The organism is Variovorax sp. YR750, assembly GCF_900109805.1.
In the GTDB taxonomy this organism is placed as follows: domain Bacteria; phylum Pseudomonadota; class Gammaproteobacteria; order Burkholderiales; family Burkholderiaceae_C; genus Variovorax; species Variovorax gossypii.
Genome location: NZ_FOBJ01000006.1, coordinates 329,129 through 347,601 on the forward strand (window position 1 = coordinate 329,129; position 18,473 = coordinate 347,601).

22 protein-coding genes are annotated in these 18,473 nt (G+C 67.2%); 12 read left to right on the plus strand and 10 right to left on the minus strand.

What is annotated here, in order from left to right; translation table 11 throughout:
- Positions 1-173 precede the first annotated feature (173 nt).
- Positions 174-1,100 carry an alpha/beta fold hydrolase gene (locus tag BMY35_RS15220; RefSeq protein WP_093200295.1) on the minus strand — a complete coding sequence of 309 codons (927 nt, stop codon included), beginning with the start codon at positions 1,098-1,100 and terminating at the stop codon, positions 174-176.
- A gap of 126 nt (positions 1,101-1,226) precedes the next feature.
- Between BMY35_RS15220 and BMY35_RS15225 the strand changes: the two genes are divergently transcribed.
- Entirely contained in the window at positions 1,227-2,288 is a 1,062-nt protein-coding gene (locus BMY35_RS15225) for an aldo/keto reductase (RefSeq protein WP_093200298.1), read from the plus strand.
- 13 nt (positions 2,289-2,301) lie between these two features.
- Positions 2,302-3,984, plus strand: a complete 1,683-nt coding sequence (locus tag BMY35_RS15230) for an OmpA family protein (RefSeq protein WP_093200301.1) — start codon at positions 2,302-2,304, stop codon at positions 3,982-3,984.
- An 8-nt stretch (positions 3,985-3,992) separates the two neighbouring features.
- Here the strand turns inward: BMY35_RS15230 and BMY35_RS15235 are convergent, their stop codons facing one another.
- The 3 genes from BMY35_RS15235 to BMY35_RS15245 are packed head-to-tail and all read right to left on the minus strand — an operon-like array spanning position 3,993 to position 5,360.
- Complete coding sequence (locus tag BMY35_RS15235) at positions 3,993-4,604, minus strand: superantigen-like protein SSL4 (protein WP_143080685.1); 612 nt, start codon at positions 4,602-4,604, stop codon at positions 3,993-3,995.
- Positions 4,580-4,795, minus strand: coding sequence for a helix-turn-helix domain-containing protein (locus BMY35_RS15240; protein WP_093200308.1), 216 nt, complete (start codon positions 4,793-4,795; stop codon positions 4,580-4,582). The genes BMY35_RS15235 and BMY35_RS15240 overlap by 25 nt, the downstream gene beginning before the upstream one ends.
- Positions 4,796-4,802: 7 nt before the next feature.
- Entirely contained in the window at positions 4,803-5,360 is a 558-nt protein-coding gene (locus BMY35_RS15245; protein ID WP_093200311.1) for a DUF2975 domain-containing protein, read from the minus strand.
- A gap of 102 nt (positions 5,361-5,462) precedes the next feature.
- On the opposite strand from BMY35_RS15245, the gene BMY35_RS15250 reads away from it, so the two are divergent.
- The 4 genes from BMY35_RS15250 to BMY35_RS15265 are packed head-to-tail and all read left to right on the plus strand — an operon-like array spanning position 5,463 to position 7,864.
- Complete coding sequence (locus BMY35_RS15250) at positions 5,463-5,957, plus strand: aminoacyl-tRNA deacylase (protein ID WP_093200314.1); 495 nt, start codon at positions 5,463-5,465, stop codon at positions 5,955-5,957.
- A gap of 8 nt (positions 5,958-5,965) precedes the next feature.
- Positions 5,966-6,799, plus strand: a complete 834-nt coding sequence (locus BMY35_RS15255) for a DUF6348 family protein (RefSeq protein ID WP_093200317.1) — start codon at positions 5,966-5,968, stop codon at positions 6,797-6,799.
- Positions 6,800-6,851: 52 nt separating this feature from the next.
- Positions 6,852-7,490 (plus strand): glycerol-3-phosphate 1-O-acyltransferase PlsY, encoded by a 639-nt coding sequence (gene plsY, locus BMY35_RS15260; RefSeq protein WP_093200320.1) that lies wholly within the window; start codon positions 6,852-6,854, stop codon positions 7,488-7,490.
- Between the two features lie 20 nt (positions 7,491-7,510).
- Positions 7,511-7,864 (plus strand): RidA family protein, encoded by a 354-nt coding sequence (locus BMY35_RS15265; protein WP_093200323.1) that lies wholly within the window; start codon positions 7,511-7,513, stop codon positions 7,862-7,864.
- A gap of 114 nt (positions 7,865-7,978) precedes the next feature.
- Here BMY35_RS15265 and BMY35_RS15270 read toward each other — a convergent pair whose 3' ends face one another.
- A complete protein-coding gene (locus BMY35_RS15270; RefSeq protein WP_093200326.1) occupies positions 7,979-8,623 on the minus strand; it encodes a retropepsin-like aspartic protease family protein in 645 nt (214 codons plus the stop codon).
- A 141-nt stretch (positions 8,624-8,764) separates the two neighbouring features.
- On the minus strand, positions 8,765-9,250 hold the full coding sequence (locus tag BMY35_RS15275) for a YajQ family cyclic di-GMP-binding protein (RefSeq protein WP_093200329.1): 486 nt from the start codon (positions 9,248-9,250) through the stop codon (positions 8,765-8,767).
- Between the two features lie 47 nt (positions 9,251-9,297).
- Between BMY35_RS15275 and murB the strand changes: the two genes are divergently transcribed.
- Complete coding sequence (gene murB, locus BMY35_RS15280) at positions 9,298-10,350, plus strand: UDP-N-acetylmuramate dehydrogenase (RefSeq protein ID WP_093200332.1); 1,053 nt, start codon at positions 9,298-9,300, stop codon at positions 10,348-10,350.
- 18 nt (positions 10,351-10,368) lie between these two features.
- Entirely contained in the window at positions 10,369-11,205 is an 837-nt protein-coding gene (locus tag BMY35_RS15285; protein WP_093200335.1) for a glycine-rich domain-containing protein, read from the plus strand.
- A 91-nt stretch (positions 11,206-11,296) separates the two neighbouring features.
- Here BMY35_RS15285 and argG read toward each other — a convergent pair whose 3' ends face one another.
- The 4 genes from argG to BMY35_RS15305 all read right to left on the minus strand — a co-directional run bounded on the left by argG (position 11,297) and on the right by BMY35_RS15305 (position 14,160).
- Positions 11,297-12,637, minus strand: coding sequence for an argininosuccinate synthase (argG, locus tag BMY35_RS15290; protein ID WP_093200338.1), 1,341 nt, complete (start codon positions 12,635-12,637; stop codon positions 11,297-11,299).
- A 35-nt stretch (positions 12,638-12,672) separates the two neighbouring features.
- On the minus strand, positions 12,673-12,999 hold the full coding sequence (locus BMY35_RS15295) for a pyrimidine/purine nucleoside phosphorylase (RefSeq protein WP_093200341.1): 327 nt from the start codon (positions 12,997-12,999) through the stop codon (positions 12,673-12,675).
- A gap of 125 nt (positions 13,000-13,124) precedes the next feature.
- Complete coding sequence (locus BMY35_RS15300) at positions 13,125-13,748, minus strand: glycine zipper 2TM domain-containing protein (RefSeq protein ID WP_093200344.1); 624 nt, start codon at positions 13,746-13,748, stop codon at positions 13,125-13,127.
- 58 nt (positions 13,749-13,806) lie between these two features.
- Entirely contained in the window at positions 13,807-14,160 is a 354-nt protein-coding gene (locus tag BMY35_RS15305; protein WP_093200347.1) for an ArsC family reductase, read from the minus strand.
- Between the two features lie 36 nt (positions 14,161-14,196).
- On the opposite strand from BMY35_RS15305, the gene folC reads away from it, so the two are divergent.
- The 4 genes from folC (at position 14,197) to purF (ending at position 18,469) form a co-directional block, all read left to right on the plus strand.
- Complete coding sequence (gene folC / locus BMY35_RS15310) at positions 14,197-15,504, plus strand: bifunctional tetrahydrofolate synthase/dihydrofolate synthase (RefSeq protein WP_093200350.1); 1,308 nt, start codon at positions 14,197-14,199, stop codon at positions 15,502-15,504.
- A 61-nt stretch (positions 15,505-15,565) separates the two neighbouring features.
- Positions 15,566-16,441 carry an SPOR domain-containing protein gene (locus BMY35_RS15315; RefSeq protein WP_093200353.1) on the plus strand — a complete coding sequence of 292 codons (876 nt, stop codon included), beginning with the start codon at positions 15,566-15,568 and terminating at the stop codon, positions 16,439-16,441.
- A gap of 27 nt (positions 16,442-16,468) precedes the next feature.
- Entirely contained in the window at positions 16,469-16,954 is a 486-nt protein-coding gene (locus BMY35_RS15320; RefSeq protein WP_093200356.1) for a CvpA family protein, read from the plus strand.
- Positions 16,955-16,966: 12 nt separating this feature from the next.
- Positions 16,967-18,469, plus strand: coding sequence for an amidophosphoribosyltransferase (gene purF, locus BMY35_RS15325; RefSeq protein ID WP_093200359.1), 1,503 nt, complete (start codon positions 16,967-16,969; stop codon positions 18,467-18,469).
- Positions 18,470-18,473: the final 4 nt, after the last annotated feature.

The window sequence follows — 18,473 nt, forward strand, 5'->3', positions numbered from 1 at the left end:
GCCTGGGCGCGCACGCGCACCACGGTCTGCCTCATCGTTGTGCCAACGAAGCGGCGTGAGGCTTTCTTTGCAAGTAGCAGGCCAAGAGGCCGAGCAGCCGCGCCGGCCGCGATGTCGCGCCGCGCGTGGAAGAAAAAGGGAGTAGGGGGAGTACCAGGCCGCGGCCGGCTTCTTCAGGCGATGAACTCTTCGATCATCCGCGCGACGATGCGGGGCTGGTCGTGATGAAGCATGTGCCCCGCATCCGCGAGCCGCTCGATGCGAGCGTTGCCGACCGACTTCAGCCGCTCGTGGAATTCGTCGAGCGTGTAGCGGTTCTTCCACCAGCCGTGCAGGCTGTCGTCGGAGGCTTCGACCATCAGCAGCGGCGCGGTGATGCGCGAATACAGCGCCAGCGTCTCGTCGACGCGGAAGATGTGTGCGTTGACGATCTTGTGCGCCGCCTCGCCGAGGATCTGCCAGCGCTCGCTGCCGTCGGGCTGCGCGTGGTTCACCGACCAGTGGCTGGCGAGCCAGGCGGCCTTGTCGGGCGTGAGGCGCGGGTTGGTCTTCATGAGGCGGCGGGCCACGCCGTCCACGGCCGAGTAGCCGGCCAGCGCCATCTCGCCGCGGTGCAGGCGCTTGAGTTCGTCGATCCACTGGCCGTAGCGCGCGGGGGCTTCGTCGGGCTTGCGCGCGGGCATGCCGAAGCCTTCGAGGTTGACGAGGCGGCGGATGCGCTGCGGCCGCACGCCGGCGTAGTGCATGGCGACGTTGCCGCCCATGCTGTGGCCGACGAGGTCGACCTGCCGGCCGCTTTCGCCTTCGCCCGCGTAGTGGTCGAGCAGCCATTCGAGGTCCGCCAGGTAGTCGGCGAGCCAGTAGTTGTCGACGCCGCCGCCGTCGGTGAGGCCGAAGCCGCGCCAGTCGGGGGCGATGATGAAGCGGTCTTCCTCCATCGCGTCGACCACGAACTGCCACGACGCCGCCACGTCCATCCAGCCGTGCACCAGCACCAGCGGCGGGCGCGCGTCGGAAGGCTGGCCCCACAGCCGCACGTGGTAGCTGAGGTTGCGCACGGGCACGAATTCGCTGCGGGAGGGGCGGAGGGCTTGGTACATGGGCGTCGATGATAAGGAGGCCTTTGTACTGACGCAGTCCGGCACAGGACAGTGCCCGGGGGCGCGGCGCTCGGGTTTTGGCGGGGCCGTCTGCGGGCTGCGGACCGGGGCGGTAGCATCCCGCGCATGAAAAAGATCCAACTCGGTCAAAGCGACCTGCACGTCACCCCGATCTGCCTCGGCACGATGACCTTCGGCGAACAGGTCGACGAGCCCACCTCCCATGCCATCCTGAGCCGCTCGCTGGAACGGGGCGTCGACTTCATCGACACCGCCGAGATGTATTCGGTGCCCACGCGCAAGGAAACCTACAGCGTCACCGAGACCATCATCGGCAACTGGTTCGCCGCCAACCCCGGCGCGCGCGAGAAGCTGGTGGTCGCGACCAAGGTGGCCGGTCCCTCGCGCGGCATGCCCTGGGTGCGTGAAGGCAGCGGCATGACGGCCGCGGACATCGAAGCCTCGTGCAACGCCAGCCTGAAGCGGCTGCGCACCGACGTCATCGATCTCTACCAGATCCACTGGCCCGAGCGCCACGTGCCCCTCTTCGGCAACATCTACTACGACCCGGCGAAGGAAACCTCGAAGACGCCGATCCACGAGCAGCTGGAAGCGCTGGGCAAGCTGGTGAAGGCGGGCAAGGTGCGCGCCATCGGCCTGTCGAACGAAACGCCCTACGGCGTGCACGAGTTCGTGCGACTGGCAGAGCAGCACGGTCTGCCGCGCGTGGCGACGGTGCAGAACGTGTACAGCCTCATCAGCCGCGGCTACGAGAACGGGCTGGACGAGACGATGCACCGCCTGGGCGTGTCGCTGCTGGCGTATTCGCCGCTGGCCTTCGGCCTGCTGACCGGCAAGTACGACCAGAGTGGCATCGAGGGCCCGGACGCACCGAAGGGCGCGCGCATCTCGAGCTACGAGTCGGTGCGCAAGCAGCGCTGGGGCCGCCCCGATTCGCTGCGCGCCGCCAAGCGCTACAACCAGCTCGCGCGCGACAACGGCCTGACGCCGACGCAGCTGGCGCTGGCCTTCTGCTACACGAAGTGGCAGGTGGCGAGCACGATCATCGGCGTGACCTCGCTGGCGCAGCTGGAAGAAGACCTGGACGTGTACGGCACCACGCTGTCGCCGGAAGTTCTGGCGGAGATCGACAAGATCCGCTGGGACATCCGCGATCCGGCGGCATGAGCCAAGGCTGCCGGTGCGACTGAGTCGGCTTCCTCGTCTTCTCGGACGCCTCGCGCTTGCGGCGTCGCTGGGGGCTGCTTCTCAATCGGTCTGGAGTTCTTCGCCGGTTGCCTATTACGTTGACGCCGCGTTCCCGTTGAATGCTGCAGAGATCGGAGGCGATCAGCTCGATGCGCTGGAGGTGTTGCTGTGCCGGTTTGGCAGCACCCAGCTCGAAACAGCCGTTGTGATCGGGCATGCGGCTGCGGACGAGCGCAATCCCGAACTGATCGCCAGACGAAGGGCGGAGCGAGTCGGGGAGTGGTTGATGGCGAATGCCGGATGGACGGCTGCACAAATCTATACGGAGGGAAAGGCTGCGAAACAGCCGGTCGCGACCAACACCACCAGTTTGGGACGCGCCAAAAACCGGCGAGTGGAAATCGAGTTGGTTCGCGCTTCAAACAGGGGCGCGCCGCTGCGACAGGATTGCCGACCCGTTTGGCAGGACCAGCTTTTCTCGCTGAGCGGTGAATCCGCGATGGTGATGGCCCGTGCGCTGGTGCGTTCGGGGCGAGTGTCGGCGGACGCACCTCTTTCGGCAGCACTGCAGGCCAGGCGCCTCGACTTGTTCGAGGCTTTGGCGAGCCAAGGGGCGGGACTGAAGCTCACGCCGGTTCAGCATGAAGGGGTCGCGCGGCGCGCATTGCAGTCCGGGCAGATCGACTATTTCAGGCATTGGATCAAGACGCCTGATTTCGCGGCAAGACGAGGCGAACTCGAAGAGCTGTTCCTCGCAACTTGCGAAAGCCGCGGCAGCGAAGGCGAATTGGCGAAACTGGTCGCCGAACTGCATGGGGAAGGGCTGGCAATTGGTGATGAGAAAGCACTGGCCTGTGCGGTTTGGCGGAAGTCCCCGGTGTTGGCTGAGGCCTATTTGAATGCTGGGGCCGCGCGGTTCATGACGCCGCAGGTGGTCGTGGACGCCGGGCGGGCACCAGCGGTGTTGGCGCGACTGTTGGTCAGAGGTGCCGATCCGCGCGCTCGCACTGCCATCGGCACGATGCTGTTTCACACCATGCGCCTCGACACGACAGCCGATGTCCGGCGTCTCGTGGATCTCGGGCTGGACATCAACGCGCAGGGCCGTACTTTCCCGAGCAACCGGGAAACTACGCCGTTGAGGGAGGCGCTCTCCTATGCATCCGTCGAGGTGCTCGACGCGATGAGGCAGGCCGGCGCACGCCTCGAGGGCGCAGGGCCGCTCGAGGAGTTTCGAGGCAATCCGGATGCGCAACTCTGGCTGCTTCGCCATGGTTCTCCGGTCACTGATGCGGGCAGAACGGTTGTCCAGATTGCAGCGCAGGACAAGGGTGCCGTGCAGGTGCTCGCGGCCTTGCGAGAGCGAGGTGTCGACGTGGGCGCGCAGAATACGTCCGGGCAGAGTGCCCTCGGAATCGCGATCGAGCGGTATCGGCCTGACGTGGTTCGCTTCCTGGTCGACGCCGGCGTCGATACCCAAGGGATCGTTACCTATCGGGTGCGCACACCGAAGTCGGCGCTCGAAGTTGCCGAGAGTTTGTCAGTCATGGCGCATCCTGTATCCATCAGCGGAATGCCTGCTCCCGAGCCTTTCTTCAGTCCCGATTTGCAGCAGCGAAAAGACCTGATCATCGAGATCCTGCAAAGCACGAAGCGATCTGATGCCACCTTGTGACGGCTGATTCAGCGAGCGCATTCACCGCTTGCGGCGGCCAGGGCGAGCGCGGGCAGGCTCAGCAGGCCCATGCCACCGCCCTTGAACTCGCCTTTCCTGCAGTCGCCGCGGGCGGCGCCCGAGACGCCCGCGCTCAGCGGGGAATCGAAAGCGGAGCGCGGGTTGCCGTTGAGGTCCTGGTTGGCCTGGTCGGCGAAGGAGTGTTCGCGGCCTATGTCGCGCAGCGCTCGGCGGGCGCTTTCCGAGTGAAGGATCAGCGGCGGTGGTGGTGCGGCGCTCGCGGACTGCGGCGCTTCTGGGTCTGTCGTCGGAGCATCGGTTGCGGGCGGCGCGTTGCCGCGCAAAGGTTTAGGCGTGCGGGCGGCGCCTGTAGGCGGTGAAGGTGCCATCGGAGCGCGTACTACCGCTTCCTTCGGTGGTGCCGGTGGCTCGACTTTCACCCTGGGAGTGATCTGCACCAGCGCCATCACGATGCGCCTGGCCGGATGAGCGCTATTGCCTTCGTGCGGTCTGGTGGCGATCACCAGCAGCCAGAGCACCGCCGCGTGCATCGCCACCACGGCCAGCACCAGCGCCGGCAGCGCGGGGCGGCGCATCAGTCCGTGGGCGGCGGCTGCCACTCGAGCAGGTCGCCGGGCTGGCATTGCAGCACCTCGCAGATGCGCTCCAGCGTGTCGAAGCGCACGCCGCGCACCTTGCCGCTCTTGAGCAGCGACAGGTTCTGTTCGGTGATGCCGACGCGCTCGGCCAGTTCGCGCGATCGCATCTTGCGGCGGGCGAGCATCACATCGAGGTTCACGACGATGGGCATGGCGGGGTCAGACGAAGCCTGCGTTGTCGTCGGCCAGGCGGCGCGCCTCGGCCATGACCCGGGCGATGGCCACGAGCACGGCGCCGAACAGGATGTGCAGGCAGTCGAACCAAGCGATGCTGATCGCCAGGAAGCGCTGGCCCGGCGGGTAGCCGATGCTGAGCGCGACGGTCATCAGTCCGCGCGCAAGCGGGAGCAGCAGGGCCAGCAGCAGCACGGCCCAGGCAAAGCGCACCAGCGCATCCTGCGCCGTGGCGCCGAAGACGCGGCCACGGCCGTATTCGCCGAACAGTCGCCACAGATGCAGCAGCGCATAGAGGCCGCCGCCCACCGGCAGCAGGCTGACCAGCGCGGTGCGCCAGCGGCCCGCCGCGTCGGTCGGCAGGCTGGGCAGGCCGAGGAAGCTGCCGATGCCGAAGACGTCGAGCCAGTCGCTGGCCGCGAGCAGCAGCACGGGTTGCACGAGCAGCAGGGCAGCCCCGGCCAGGACGAGCGCCTGCACGACCTGCGCGTGGCGCTTCAGGTAGAACGAGGGCGTGGCGGCCGAGGCTGGCGTATGCTGCATGAGTGAGCCGGTATTCAATGCAATACGGCAAGTTTTTATCGTAAAACAATAAATTTCCTGAAGCATTCCTGAAGCCGTCCCTGAAACCGGGCGGCCGCCGAGATGGCCAAGAAGAGCACCCACACCTCCGAGACACCCGCCACCCAGCTGCTGCGCGCGCACAAGATCGCGTTCACCGAGCATCCCTACGAGTACGTCGAGCACGGCGGCGCGCAGCGCGGCGCCGAGATGCTGGGGCTCGACCCATTCACCGTCATCAAGACGCTGGTGATGCAGGACCAGGACGCCAGGCCGCTGATCGTGCTGATGCACGGCAACCGCACGGTGTCGACCAAGAACCTCGCGCGGCAGATCGGCGCCAAGTCGGTCGAGCCCTGCAAGCCCGAGGTGGCGCAGCGGCACAGCGGCTACATGGTGGGCGGTACTTCGCCCTTCGGCACGCGGCGCGAGATGCCGGTGTACGTGGAGTCGAGCATCCTGGAGCTGCCGCGCATCGTGCTCAACGGCGGGCGGCGCGGCTACCTGATCGGCATCGATCCGCAGGTGTGCGTGGCGCTGCTGGGCGCGAAGCCCGTGCAATGCGCGCTGGCAGAATAGCCGCCGCCATGGCGACATCACCGTCTTCCAACTCCGGTTTCTTTCCTCCGCTCTGTCCGGCCAACGAGGGCGGCGGGCCGTCCTTCGAGGTCGAGTTCAACGACGGCAAGAAGGACTGGACCGAGGTCTTCGACCTCACCGACCTGCTGCTCGAAACGCTGGAAGCACGCGGCCACGCGCCGGCACGCGAGCGCGAAGGCTGGCTGCGGCTGCCCGACAGCGGCCTGTGGCTGTGGCCGCAGATCACCAGCTACTGGGCCAACTCCGACGGCAGCGTGCGCACCAGCAGCACCATCGAGGTGGCGCATGCCGAGCTGCTGCCGCAGGGACTCTTCGAGTTCCAGCATTCCCTCGGCGCCGACATCGCGGCCTCGCTGACCCGGGGCTTCGATCTCTGGGCGCAGGTCGACCTGGTCGTGTTCCTCGACGCGCTTTCGGCCGATGCGGCCGGCCTGAGCCACTGCACCTCGATGCAGATGAACTGGAGCGCGAAGGAGGGCGAGGGGCAGCCGGCTCGCGAGCGGCGCGTGCTCTTCGGGCCGGTGGCGCACCAGCATGCGAAGGAAGCCACGGAAGAGGAAGAGCATCCGTTCTGCCCCTGCTGCCTGTTCACCAACACCTGGGACGCCTTCAAGCCGCAGATCGAGTCGGACGGCCTCTATGGCGTGCGGCTCTATGCCGCGCGCGACGCAGAGGGCGAGGTGCAGGCCGATTGCCGCATCAACGGCGAGGACTGGCCCGCCGGCGCCGATGCCCTGCGTGCCTATGCGGCGCAATGGCCCGACCGCGGCTTCGAATTCCGCAAGCAGTACGTCGTGATCCAATCGCCGCCCGGGGCGTAGATTGCCCGATACGCCGAACACAGAACAACAACCATCCCCGCGGAGTGCCGTCTTGAGCTTCACCTTGCCTTCCATCATTGCCATCGTGGCGTCGTACCTGATCGGCTCGCTTTCCTTCGCCGTCATCGTCAGCAAGGCGCTCGGCATGGCCGACCCGCGCAGCTACGGCAGCAAGAACCCCGGCGCCACCAATGTGCTGCGCTCCGGCAACAAGGGCGCGGCGCTCGCCACGCTGCTGCTCGACGCACTCAAGGGCTGGGTGCCGGTGTTCCTCATCCACCAGTTCGGCGCCCAATGGGGGCTGGGCGGGGGCGTTGCCGCGGTGGCCGGCGTGGCCGCGTTCCTCGGCCATCTCTACCCGGTCTTCTTCGGCTTCCAGGGCGGCAAGGGCGTGGCCACGGCCGCCGGCGTGCTGGTGGGCGTCGCGCCCTGGCTCGGGCTGGCCACCGGCGCCACCTGGCTGATCATCGCGATCTTCTTCCGCTATTCGTCGCTGTCGTCGCTGGTGGCAGCTTTCTTCGCACCGGCCTACTACCTGATCGGCGGCGGCATCGCATGGCCGCTGGACCGCACGGCGCTGGTCGCGATCATCGTCATGAGCCTGCTGCTGATCTGGCGGCACCGCGAGAACATCCGCCGGCTCGCCGCCGGCACGGAGTCGAAGCTCGGCTCCAAGAAGAAACCAACCTGAACCGAAGAAAGAACACGTCCATGGCTTCCATCACCCGCTACCACGTCGGCCCGCGTCTCTCGGAGACGGCCGTGCACAACGGCACCATCTACCTCGCGGGCCAGGTGCCCGACGACACCACCCAGGACATCCGCGGCCAGACCACGCAGGTGCTCGGCATGGTCGACCGCCTGCTGGCCGAGGCCGGCAGCGACAAGTCGCGCATTCTCATGACGCAGATCTTCCTGGCCGACATCAACGACATCACCGCGATGAACGAAGTGTGGGACGCATGGATCCCGGCCGGCAACACGCCGCCGCGCGCCACCGTGCAGGCCAAGATGGCCAACGCAGCCTACAAGATCGAGATCGTGGTGACGGCCGCCCAGGCCTGATCCGACAGGGTTCTTTTCGCGAGGGCCGCCGCGCACGGCCGCCCGAAGCGGCCGGCCCGCCCCCGGCAGGGGGTTGGCGAAGCGCACGCAGTGCGCGCAGCCTGGGGCGAGCAATCAATACCGCTTTTCGAGGACCATCTGGTCCGCGTCGCGACGCATCGAGAAGCGGTTGATGAAGCTGTTGCCCAGCAGCACGAAGGGCATGGCCTGCTGCGAGACGATGGCGTCGATGTCGTACACCTCCACGTCGCCCACGCGCACCGACTGCAGGCGCAGCTTGTAGCCGGTGGCCGTGCCGTTGGCGGTGTTCATCAGGACGCGCTGGCCCTTGCTGTAGTCCAGACCGATGCGCTGGGCGTCGTCGGCCGACAGCGCGATGGCCGTCGCGCCCGTGTCGAGCATGAAGGTGACCGGCCGGCCGTTGATTGAGCCCTGCGTCATGAAGTGCCCGCGGCTGTCGGCCGACAGAACCACGCGGTTTCCGCCTCCGCCAGAGCCGCCTCCGCCGCCGATGCTGACCGGCGTGTCCATGCGCAGGTTGACGCGCTTGCCCTCCAGCTCGACCACGGCCTGGTCCGCCTGCAGCGACACCAGCTTCACGCCCTGGTAGCTCTCGCCGACCGCCACTGTCTTGGGCGGGTTGCCGTTCACGATCAGGATCGCGCGGCTGCCGATGCTGCCGGTCAGGGTGACCGAGCCGGCCGCGTGCGCCACGGCAGCGGCAATGAAGAGCTGCGCTGCGACGACGAGTTTTTTCATACGAGGCTTGCTACTCCAAGTGCCGGTTGTTCGGCGTGAATAGACCAGGAATACCGCGGAACCCGCTCCACCGGGCCGCCGGTATTGCCCCCGGCGAGGGGGTTGGCGGCCACACGAAGTGGGCAAGCCTGGGGGTGTGCGTCAATCCCTGAAGTTGTTGAACGTGAGGGGCATGTCCGGCACGTCCTTCTTGATCAGTGCCATGGCCGCCTGCAGGTCGTCGCGCTTGGCGCCGGTGATGCGCACCGCGTCGCCCTGGATCGCGGCCTGGACCTTGAGCTTGCTGTCCTTGACGATGCGGGTGATCTTCTTGGCCTGGTCGCTCTCGATGCCGCTCTTGACCTTGATGACCTGCTTGACCTTGTCGCCGCCCATCTTCTGGACGTCGCCCTTGTCGAGGAAGCGCACGTCGACGCTGCGCTTGGTGAGCTTGTTGCGAAGGATGTCCTCGACCTGGACGAGCTGGAACTCGGCGTCGCCGATCATGGTGATTTCCTTGTCCTTGAGCTCGACGGCGGCGGCCGTGCCCTTGAAATCGAAGCGCGTTGCGATTTCCTTGGCGGTGTTCTCGACTGCGTTCTTCACCTCGGGAAGGTTGGGCTCGCAGACGGTATCGAAGGACGGCATGGACTCTCTCCTGAATTCTTCACGGGTGCAGATGAGACAATTCTCCCATGATCGTGGAGTCCAACGTCCCGCTGCAGCCCTACAACAGCTTCGGCATCGTCGCGCGCGCGCAGAACCTGGCGCGCATTGCCGGCGAGGCCGACCTGGCCGCGCTGCATGCCGATCCGGCATGGCGCGACGCGCCCCGTTTCGTGCTGGGTGGCGGCAGCAACATCGTGCTGACGGGCGACGTGAAATCGCTGGTGCTGAAGGTCGAGATCAAGGGCCTGCGGCTGCTCGAGGAAACACCCCGCGCCTGGATCGTGGAAGCCGGTGCCGGCGAAACCTGGCACGACGCTGTCGAGTGGATGGTGCGCAACGGCTACCCGGGGCTGGAAAACCTGGCGCTCATTCCGGGCACGGTGGGCGGCTCGCCGGTGCAGAACATCGGCGCCTACGGCGTCGAGCTGCAGGACCGCTTCGATTCGCTCGACGCCTTCGACCTCGAGACCGGCCGCAGCTTCACCCTCGATGCCGCCCAATGCGCCTTCGGCTACCGCGACTCGGTCTTCAAGCACGTGCGCAGCGGCCCGAACGATTTCGGGCTGGCGGGCAGGGCGGTGATCACCCGGGTGCGCTTTCGCCTGCCCAAGCCCTGGAAACCCGTGGTCGGTTACCTCGATCTCGAGCGGAAGATGGAGGAAACCGGCAACTTCACGCCGAGCGCGCAGGACATCTTCGACTGGATCTGCGCCATCCGCCGGGCCAAGCTGCCCGACTGGCGCGTGCTGGGCAATGCCGGCAGCTTCTTCAAGAACCCGACCGTCACGCCGGAGCAGTGCGCCGACATCATCGCGCGCGACCCGAAGATCGTGCACTACCCGATGGACGACGGCAGCATCAAGCTGGCTGCCGGCTGGCTCATCGACGCCTGCGGCTGGAAGGGCAAGTCGGTGGGCAACGCCGGTGTCTACGAGCGGCAGGCGCTGGTGCTGGTCAATCGCGGCGGCCGCGAGAACCCGGTGACGGGCGGCGAGGTGATGACCCTTGCCAAGGCCATCCAGACCAGCGTGTACGAGCGTTTCGGCATCCGGCTGGAGCCGGAGCCGGTGGTGGTCTGAGCTGACGCCGGCGCCAGCATGGATCTCGACTTCCTCCACCTGAATTTCCGCCGCCGCATTGGCGCACTGGTATGGGCCCGACGGGCCGTGCCGCTCGTCGCGCTGCTGGCGCTCTTCCTCGGAACGCGGCGGTGGGGATCGATGGTGGCGGTGATCGTGTTCGCGCTGCTGTTCGCGGCGGTGCTCAAGTTCCTCGAGAACAGCCTGCGGCGCCAGTTCATCCGCGAGGCCCGGCTGCCGCCCTTCCTGATCGGCAAGCTCTGCGAGGCGCATCCGCAGCTCAGCCGGCGCGACGCCGAACTGGTGCTGCGCGGCCTGCGCCAGTTCTTCATGGCGCACCTGCGCAGCGACCGCAAGTTCGTGGCGATGCCCTCGAAGGTGGTCGACACGGCCTGGCACGAGTTCATCCTGCACACGCAGGGCTACCAGAACTGGTGCAAGGCGGCCTTCGGCGGCATGCTGCATCACAGCCCGGCCGAGGTGCTGGGCAGGGATGCCCGGCGCAACGACGGCCTGCGCCGCACCTGGTACTGGGCCTGCAAGGAGGAGAGCATCGATCCGCGCAAGCCGGGGCGTCTGCCATTGCTGTTCGCGCTGGACATCAAGTTCGCCATTGCGGGCGGGTTCCACTACGTGCCCGACTGCCGTGCGGTGGAGCGGCACATCGGCTCGGACGCCCACTGCGGAACCAGCTTCGGCGAGTCGTCTTCGTCGGATGGCGGCAGCGCCGGCGATGCCGGCGGGTTTGGCGGCAGCGAGTCGTCGAGCAGCGGCGATGGCGGCTCCAGCGATGGCGGTTCGTCCGACGGCGGTGGCGGATGTGGCGGTGGCTGCGGCGGAGGCGGCGGGGACTGACATCGCAGTGCGCCTGCAATGGCAATGAAAAACGGGCCCCGAGGGGCCCGTTGTCGTTTCTGCCTCGCGCGGGAGGCAGAGGGGAGGTCGATCAGCTCGCGTCGCCGTCGTTCGCCAGCTTCGGCAGCGCCGCGCCTTCGTTCGGCGACAGCAGGCCGACCTGCGTGTAGATGCCCAGCTTCTCGCGCGTGTCGGCGATGTCGAGGTTGCGCATCGTCAGCTGGCCGATGCGGTCCAGCGGCGTGAACGCGCCCTCGACCTTCTCCATGCTCAGGCGCTCGGGTTTGTACGTGAGGTTGGCCGACTCGGTGTTCATGATCGAGTAGTCGTTGCCGCGGCGCAGCTCGACCGTCACTTCGCCGGTGATGGCGCGCGCCACCCAGCGCTGGGCCGTCTCGCGCAGCATGATGGCCTGCGGGTCGAACCAGCGGCCCTGGTAGAGCAGGCGGCCGAGCTTGCGACCGTTCTCGCGGTACTGCTCGATGGTGTCCTCGTTGTGGATGCCGGTGACCAGGCGCTCGTAGGCGATGAACAGCAGCGCGAGGCCGGGAGCCTCGTAGATGCCGCGGCTCTTGGCCTCGATGATGCGGTTCTCGATCTGGTCGCTCATGCCCAGGCCGTGGCGGCCGCCGATGCGATTGGCCTCTAGGATCAGGTCGACCAGGTTCGAGTAGCGCACGCCGTTCAGCGCGACGGGCACGCCTTCCTCGAAGCGCACCGAGACGGTCTCGCGCTTGACTTCGACTTCGTCCTTCCAGAAGGCCACGCCCATGATCGGCTGCACGATGGTGATGCCGCTGTTCAGGTGCTCCAGGTCTTTCGCCTCGTGCGTGGCGCCGAGCATGTTGGAGTCGGTGGAATAGGCCTTCTCGGCCGACATCTTGTAGGCGAAGCCGGCCTTCTGCATGAACGCCGACATCTCGGCGCGGCCACCCAGTTCGTCGATGAAGACCTGGTCGAGCCAGGGCTTGTAGATCTTGAGGGCAGGGTTGGTCAGCAGGCCGTAGCGGTAGAAGCGCTCGATGTCGTTGCCCTTGTAGGTGCTGCCGTCGCCCCAGATGTGGACGTCGTCTTCCTTCATGGCCGACACCAGCATCGTGCCGGTGACGGCGCGACCCAGCGGCGTGGTGTTGAAGTAGGTGACGCCGGCGGTGGTGACGTGGAAGGCGCCGGCCTGCAGGGCGGCGATGCCTTCGTTGGCCAGCTGCGCGCGGCAGTCGATCAGGCGGGCGTTCTCGGCGCCGTAGAGCATCGCCTTGCGGGGGATCTCGTCGTAGTCGGGCTCGTCGGGCTGGCCGAGGTTGGCGGTGTAGGCGTAGGGAATGGCGCCCTTGTTGCGCATCCAGTGGAGCGCCGCGCTGGTGTCCAGGCCGCCGGAGAAGGCGATGCCGACCTTCTGGCCGGCGGGAACGTTTTGGAGGATGGTCGACATGTCTGGGTGGTCCGGTTGGCGTTGTTTCGGGCGGCTCAGCCGAAATGACAGATGTAGCTGTAAGGCTCGCCGGTGACGCGGATCTTGAAGCTCGAGTTGCCGGGCACGTTGAACTTCTGGCCGGGGCCCGAGGCGACCCACTCGTCGGAACCCGCGAGCTGGTATTCGCAGCTGCCGGCGGTGCCTTCCATGATCTCGGGGGCGCCGGTATTGAAGGTGAGGGTGGACGGCAGGATCACGCCGACCGATTTCTTCGTGCCGTCCGCGAGGGTGAGGCTGTGGCTCACGCACTTGCCGTCGAAATACACATTGGCCTTGGTGGCCACTGCGGCGCTGTTCAGAGTGTCGGTAGTCGTCGTCATTGGGTGGCGCCGGCGGGTTGGCTGCCGGCGAATCGAGGACGCACCGCACCAGCGGCGCACCCGTCAAGGGTTGGAAAAGTCCTCGATTTTAGGGGTTCGGGCGGCTCGGGCCGCCGGCCGGCGAATCAGCGGTGCCAGCCGCGATAGCCCCAGCCGCCGCGGTAGTAGCCGCCGCCCCAGCCGCGCGAGTACCCGAGGTTCAGCGAGATGCCGACCGGCGGGTAGGCGTACGGGTAGGCATAGGGGTACGTGTAGGCCGGTTCCACGTAGACCGGGGCGCTGTACACGGGAGCGGCGTACACCGGAGCCGGCTGGTAGACCGGTGCCGGCTGGTAGACCGGTGCCGGGGCGTTGGAGACGACGACGCCGGGCTCGGGCACCACGTTGTCCCACGGCGAGCCGCCGGACTGCGGGGCATAGCCGCCGCTGTTGGCTTCGACCGGGTACGCCTGCAGCTGCGATTGGGGCACCACCGGGGAGGTCGTCACACCCGTCACGCCATAAGCGCTGGCCTGGATCGGGATGGTCGCGCCCGGCCGGGTGTTCATGCGGGTGGTGTACTGGCGTCCGTTGTATTCGTACGTGACGTTGTAGTTGACGTCGCTGCCGGTCGTTTCGCGGATCGGGGTGGCGGAGATCACCCGGGCCTGGACCACCTGGTTCTGCTGTGCATGAACGAGGCCGGTGCCGGCGGCCAGCATGCCGGCGACCGAAATGCCTGCGAGAGTGCGAAAAGTGCGATTGTTCATGGTGTGTCTCTCCTGCGGATCGAGGTTCGACGCCGGGCGGCAGGTCGGGTTCCGGGATTTACACGGCGTTGACAGCCCAGGCTTCGGCGTCGAATCCCGTCGTAACGGGCTTTTCCGGGCCCCAGTTGACCACCGGCCGCTTGATCAGGCTGGGGTTGGCCAGCAGCACGGCACGGGCGGAGGCCGCGTCGACCACGCCTTCGCGGGTGGCTTCATCGAGCTTTCGCCAGGTGGTTCCCTTGCGGTTGACCAGGGCCTCCCAGCCGGGCTTCTTGAGCCACTGGTCGAGCTCGGCCTCGGGAACGCCCTGTTTCTTGAAGTCGTGGAAGGCGTAGTCCACGCCGTGTTCGTCGAGCCAGGCGCGGGCGCGCTTGACGGTGTCGCAATTCGGAATGCCGTAGAGGGTTGTCATGGCCGCGATGATGCCCCGGCCGACGGGTCGGCGACAATGCCCGCCTCCATGGAAACCCTGAACGACTGGCTCGAGCGCGCCGAGCGACTCCATCCTAAGAACATCGAGCTCGGACTCGAGCGCGCCAAGGAAATGGCGCAGCGCCTCGGCCTGCGTTTCGGCTGCCCCGTCATCACGGTGGCGGGCACCAACGGCAAGGGCTCGACCTGCGCCATGCTCGAATCGATCCTGACGCACGCGGGCTACCGCACGGCGGTGTTCACCTCGCCGCACCTGGTGCGCTTCGAGGAGCGGCTGCGGCTCCTGGGCGAGGCGGTTGATGCTTCCAAACTGATAGCAAGCTTCGAGGTGGTGGAAAAGGCGCGCGGCGAGATGCCCCTGACCTATTTCGAATTCACCACGCTCGGCATCCTGCACTGCATGATCGAGCAGAAGCCCGACGTGGCGATCCTCGAGGTCGGCCTGGGCGGCCGGCTCGACGCGGTCAACATCATCGACACCGACTGCGCCGTCATCACCAGCATCGACCTCGACCACATGGAATACCTCGGCCCCGACCGCGAGAGCATCGGCTTCGAGAAGGCCGGGATCATGCGCCCGGGCAAGCCGGTGGTCGTGAGCGACCCGGTGCCGCCGCAGAGCGTGATCGACCACGCCAACGCCATCGGCGCCGACCTCTGGCGCTTCGGAACCGACTTCAACGTCTCGGGCGACAAGCAGCAGTGGGGCTGGTCGGGACGGGGGCGGCGCTACAGCGGGCTGGCCTATCCGGCCCTGCGCGGCGCCAACCAGCTCATCAATGCGGCCGGCGTGCTGGCGGCGCTCGAGGCGCTGCGGCCGCAGCTGCCGGTCACGGCGCAGGCCGTGCGCAACGGCTTCGCGATGGTCGAGCTGCCGGGCCGCTTCCAGATCGTGCCGGGCGAGCCGGCGCTGGTGCTCGACGTGGCGCACAACGCGCACGCCGTGGCCGCGCTGGCCGAGAACCTCGACGCGATGGGCTTCTATCCGACCACGCACGGCGTGTTCGGCGTGATGGCGGACAAGGATCTCGCGCCCATCCTGGCGCGCATCGGCCCGCTGATCGACCGCTGGTACTTCACCGACCTGCCCACGCCGCGCGCGGCCAAGGCGGCCGATCTGCTGGCTGCCTGGCAGGCGCAGAACAAGCGCACCGATGCCTCGGGCAGCGTGCACGCGAGCCCCATGGAAGCGCTGGGCGCGGCCATCGGACAGGCGGGGGCCGCTGATAGAATCGTGGTCTTCGGATCGTTCTTCACCGTGGGTGGCGTGCTCGAAAACGGCACCCCCCGGCTGCAAGCCAAACACCTGTCGCCGGGCGGCTGACCGTCGGGCCGTACACACCTTCTGGCGCAACCTCGCTGCACTCCTTCAGGGATCGAACTTCATGGCGTTTTTCAAGTTCCGCACGCGCGGCCAGCAAGGCAACGAAGGACGAGGCGCCCCGGCAGCCGTCCCGGCGGAAAGTGTCGAAACCATGCGTCGGCGTGCGCGCCACCGGCTGCTCGGCGCGGCGGTGCTGGTGCTGCTGGGCGTGATCGGCTTCCCGCTGCTGTTCGATACCCAGCCGCGGCCCGTGTCGGTCGACATTCCCATCGAGATTCCCGATCGCAACAAGGTCAAGCCGCTGCCGGTGCCCGCCACGCCGGCGCCTGCCGCGACCACCTCGCCGGCTGCGCCCGACAACAGCGGCAGCTCGCGCGTCGCCTCGTCGTCTTCCGGCGGCATGATCACAGAAACCGCCGACGGCACCGTGATCGACCCCGGCAAGCCCTTGCCCGCCACGCCGCCCGTCGCGGCCGTGGAACCCAAGCCCGAACCGAAGCCGAAGCCCGAGCCCAAACCGGAGCCGAAACCGGAAGCGAAACCCGAACACAAGCCGGAATCCAAGCCCGAGGCCAAGCCGAAGCCGGAACCCAAGCCCGAAGCGAAACCCAAGCCCGCCGCCGCGGACGACGGCGCCCGGGCCCGCGCGCTGCTCGAAGGCAAGCCCCTCACCGCTGCCGCGGCCAAGCCTGCCGCAGCCGACGAGGGCGGTCGCTTCGTGGTGCAGGTCGGTGCCTTCGCCGATGCCGACAAGGCGCGCGAAGTGCGCCAGAAGCTCGAGAAGGCCGGTCTCAAGACGTATGTGCACGTGGCCAAGACAGCCGACGGTGAGCGCACGCGTGTGCGTGTCGGCCCCTTCGGCTCGCGTGCCGAGGCTGACCGCGCCGCCGAGAAGGTCAAGGGCTTGTCTTTGTCGGCCGCGATCCTCACGTTGTAAGGGCCGTCGCCCGCTGTCGCCGTTGCCGTGGCCTTGTTCGACTGGATCGCCGTCGCGCTCATCGGGGTGTCGATGCTTCTCGGCCTGATGCGCGGGCTGGTGTTCGAAGTGATTTCGCTGATCGGATGGGTGGCCGCCTTCATCGCAGCCCAGTGGCTGGCGTCGGGCGTGGCGGCATGGCTGCCGTTCGGCGACCCGCAGGGGGCGTGGCGCTACCCGCTGGCCTTCGTGCTGGTGTTCGTGGCGGTGGTGTTCGGCGTGGGGCTGGTGGCAGCGCTCACGCGAAAGTTGATCACGGTCGTGGGTCTGCGGCCGGTGGACCGGATTCTGGGAGCGGCGTTCGGCGCGGCGCGGGGCGTGGTAGCCCTGCTCGTGTTCGCCGTCGTTGTCCATTTGCTGGTGTTGAGCGACAGTGCCTGGTGGCACGAATCGCGCAGCGCCATTGTTCTCGATGCGGCATTGCAGGGCCTCAAGCCCTCGCTGCCTGAAAAGTTGGCAAGCTACCTGCCCTGAGAGGAATAGTTCATGTGTGGAATCGTCGGCGTTGTCAGCAACGCACCCGTCAATCAGCTGCTCTATGACGCGCTGCTGCTCCTGCAGCACCGCGGCCAGGACGCCGCAGGCATCGTCACCCTGCAGGAACGCAAGTTCTTCATGCACAAGGCCAAGGGCATGGTCCGCGACGTGTTCCGCACGCGCAACATGCGCGCGCTGCCCGGCAGCGTGGGCCTGGGCCAGGTGCGCTACCCGACCGCCGGCAACGCCTACAGCGAGGAAGAGGCCCAGCCCTTCTACGTGAACGCGCCCTTCGGCATCGTGCTCGTGCACAACGGCAACCTGACCAACGCGCATGCGCTGCGTTCGGAGCTGTTCTCCACCGACCACCGCCACACCAACACCGAGAGCGACTCCGAAGTGCTGCTCAACGTGCTGGCCCACGAACTCGAGCGCGCGTCTCGTGGTGTGCCGCTGCATCCGGCCGAGGTGTTCGCCGCGGTCAAGAGCATGCACAAGCGCCTGCGCGGCTCTTATGCCGTGGTGTCGCTGATCGCGGGTCATGGCCTGCTGGCCTTCCGCGATCCGTACGGCATCCGTCCGCTGTGCATGGGCCGCAGCGCCGACGGCACCGTGATGGTTGCGAGCGAATCGGTCGCGCTGGAAGGCTCGGGCCATACCTTCGAGCGCAACATCAACCCGGGCGAGGCCGTGTTCATAGACCTCGAGGGCAATGTGCATTCGATGCAGTGCGCCGAGTCGCCGACGCTCAACCCCTGCATCTTCGAATTCGTCTACCTGGCGCGTCCGGACTCGGTGCTCGACGGCATCTCGGTCTACCAGGCGCGCTTGAACCTGGGCGAGACGCTGGCCAAGCGCGTGGTGTCGACCGTGCCGCCGAACCAGATCGACGTGATCATCCCGATCCCCGAGTCGAGCCGCCCGAGCGCCACGCAGCTCGCGCACCTGCTGGGCGTGCCGTACCGCGAAGGCTTCGTGAAGAACCGCTATGTCGGCCGCACCTTCATCATGCCGGGGCAGGGCGTGCGCAAGAAGTCGGTGCGCCAGAAGCTCAACGTGATCGGCAGCGAGTTCAAGGGCCGCAACGTGCTGCTGGTCGACGACTCCATCGTGCGTGGCACCACCAGCCGCGAAATCGTGCAGATGGCGCGCGATGCCGGCGCCCGCAAGGTCTACCTGGCCAGCGCCGCGCCGCCGGTGCGCTACCCCAACGTCTATGGCATCGACATGCCGACCAAGGACGAGCTGGTGGCGCACGACCGCACTGTCGAAGAAATCCGCGAACTGATCGGCTGCGACGCGCTGATCTACCAGGACGTCGACGCCATGAAGCGCGCCATCGGCTCGCTCAACACCAAGCTCGACGGCTTCGACGCATCGTGCTTCGACGGCGTGTACGTGACCGGCGACATCGACACCGATGCCATCTCCCGCATGAACGGCAACCGTCCCCGCATCGAAGAGACCGAAGAGGATTCCTCGCGCCTCGCGCTTCCCAATCACAGCGAGTGAGAGC

Coding starts and splice junctions, on each gene's coding strand:
- BMY35_RS15220 (WP_093200295.1), bottom strand. CDS start 1,100: ATGTACCAAGCCCTCCGCCCCTCCCGCAGCGAATTCGTGCCCGTGCGC.
- BMY35_RS15225 (WP_093200298.1), top strand. CDS start 1,227: ATGAAAAAGATCCAACTCGGTCAAAGCGACCTGCACGTCACCCCGATC.
- BMY35_RS15240 (WP_093200308.1), bottom strand. CDS start 4,795: ATGCCCATCGTCGTGAACCTCGATGTGATGCTCGCCCGCCGCAAGATG.
- BMY35_RS15245 (WP_093200311.1), bottom strand. CDS start 5,360: ATGCAGCATACGCCAGCCTCGGCCGCCACGCCCTCGTTCTACCTGAAG.
- BMY35_RS15250 (WP_093200314.1), top strand. CDS start 5,463: ATGGCCAAGAAGAGCACCCACACCTCCGAGACACCCGCCACCCAGCTG.
- BMY35_RS15255 (WP_093200317.1), top strand. CDS start 5,966: ATGGCGACATCACCGTCTTCCAACTCCGGTTTCTTTCCTCCGCTCTGT.
- BMY35_RS15265 (WP_093200323.1), top strand. CDS start 7,511: ATGGCTTCCATCACCCGCTACCACGTCGGCCCGCGTCTCTCGGAGACG.
- BMY35_RS15270 (WP_093200326.1), bottom strand. CDS start 8,623: ATGAAAAAACTCGTCGTCGCAGCGCAGCTCTTCATTGCCGCTGCCGTG.
- BMY35_RS15275 (WP_093200329.1), bottom strand. CDS start 9,250: ATGCCGTCCTTCGATACCGTCTGCGAGCCCAACCTTCCCGAGGTGAAG.
- murB (WP_093200332.1), top strand. CDS start 9,298: ATGATCGTGGAGTCCAACGTCCCGCTGCAGCCCTACAACAGCTTCGGC.
- BMY35_RS15285 (WP_093200335.1), top strand. CDS start 10,369: ATGGATCTCGACTTCCTCCACCTGAATTTCCGCCGCCGCATTGGCGCA.
- argG (WP_093200338.1), bottom strand. CDS start 12,637: ATGTCGACCATCCTCCAAAACGTTCCCGCCGGCCAGAAGGTCGGCATC.
- BMY35_RS15295 (WP_093200341.1), bottom strand. CDS start 12,999: ATGACGACGACTACCGACACTCTGAACAGCGCCGCAGTGGCCACCAAG.
- BMY35_RS15300 (WP_093200344.1), bottom strand. CDS start 13,748: ATGAACAATCGCACTTTTCGCACTCTCGCAGGCATTTCGGTCGCCGGC.
- BMY35_RS15305 (WP_093200347.1), bottom strand. CDS start 14,160: ATGACAACCCTCTACGGCATTCCGAATTGCGACACCGTCAAGCGCGCC.
- folC (WP_093200350.1), top strand. CDS start 14,197: ATGCCCGCCTCCATGGAAACCCTGAACGACTGGCTCGAGCGCGCCGAG.
- BMY35_RS15315 (WP_093200353.1), top strand. CDS start 15,566: ATGGCGTTTTTCAAGTTCCGCACGCGCGGCCAGCAAGGCAACGAAGGA.
- purF (WP_093200359.1), top strand. CDS start 16,967: ATGTGTGGAATCGTCGGCGTTGTCAGCAACGCACCCGTCAATCAGCTG.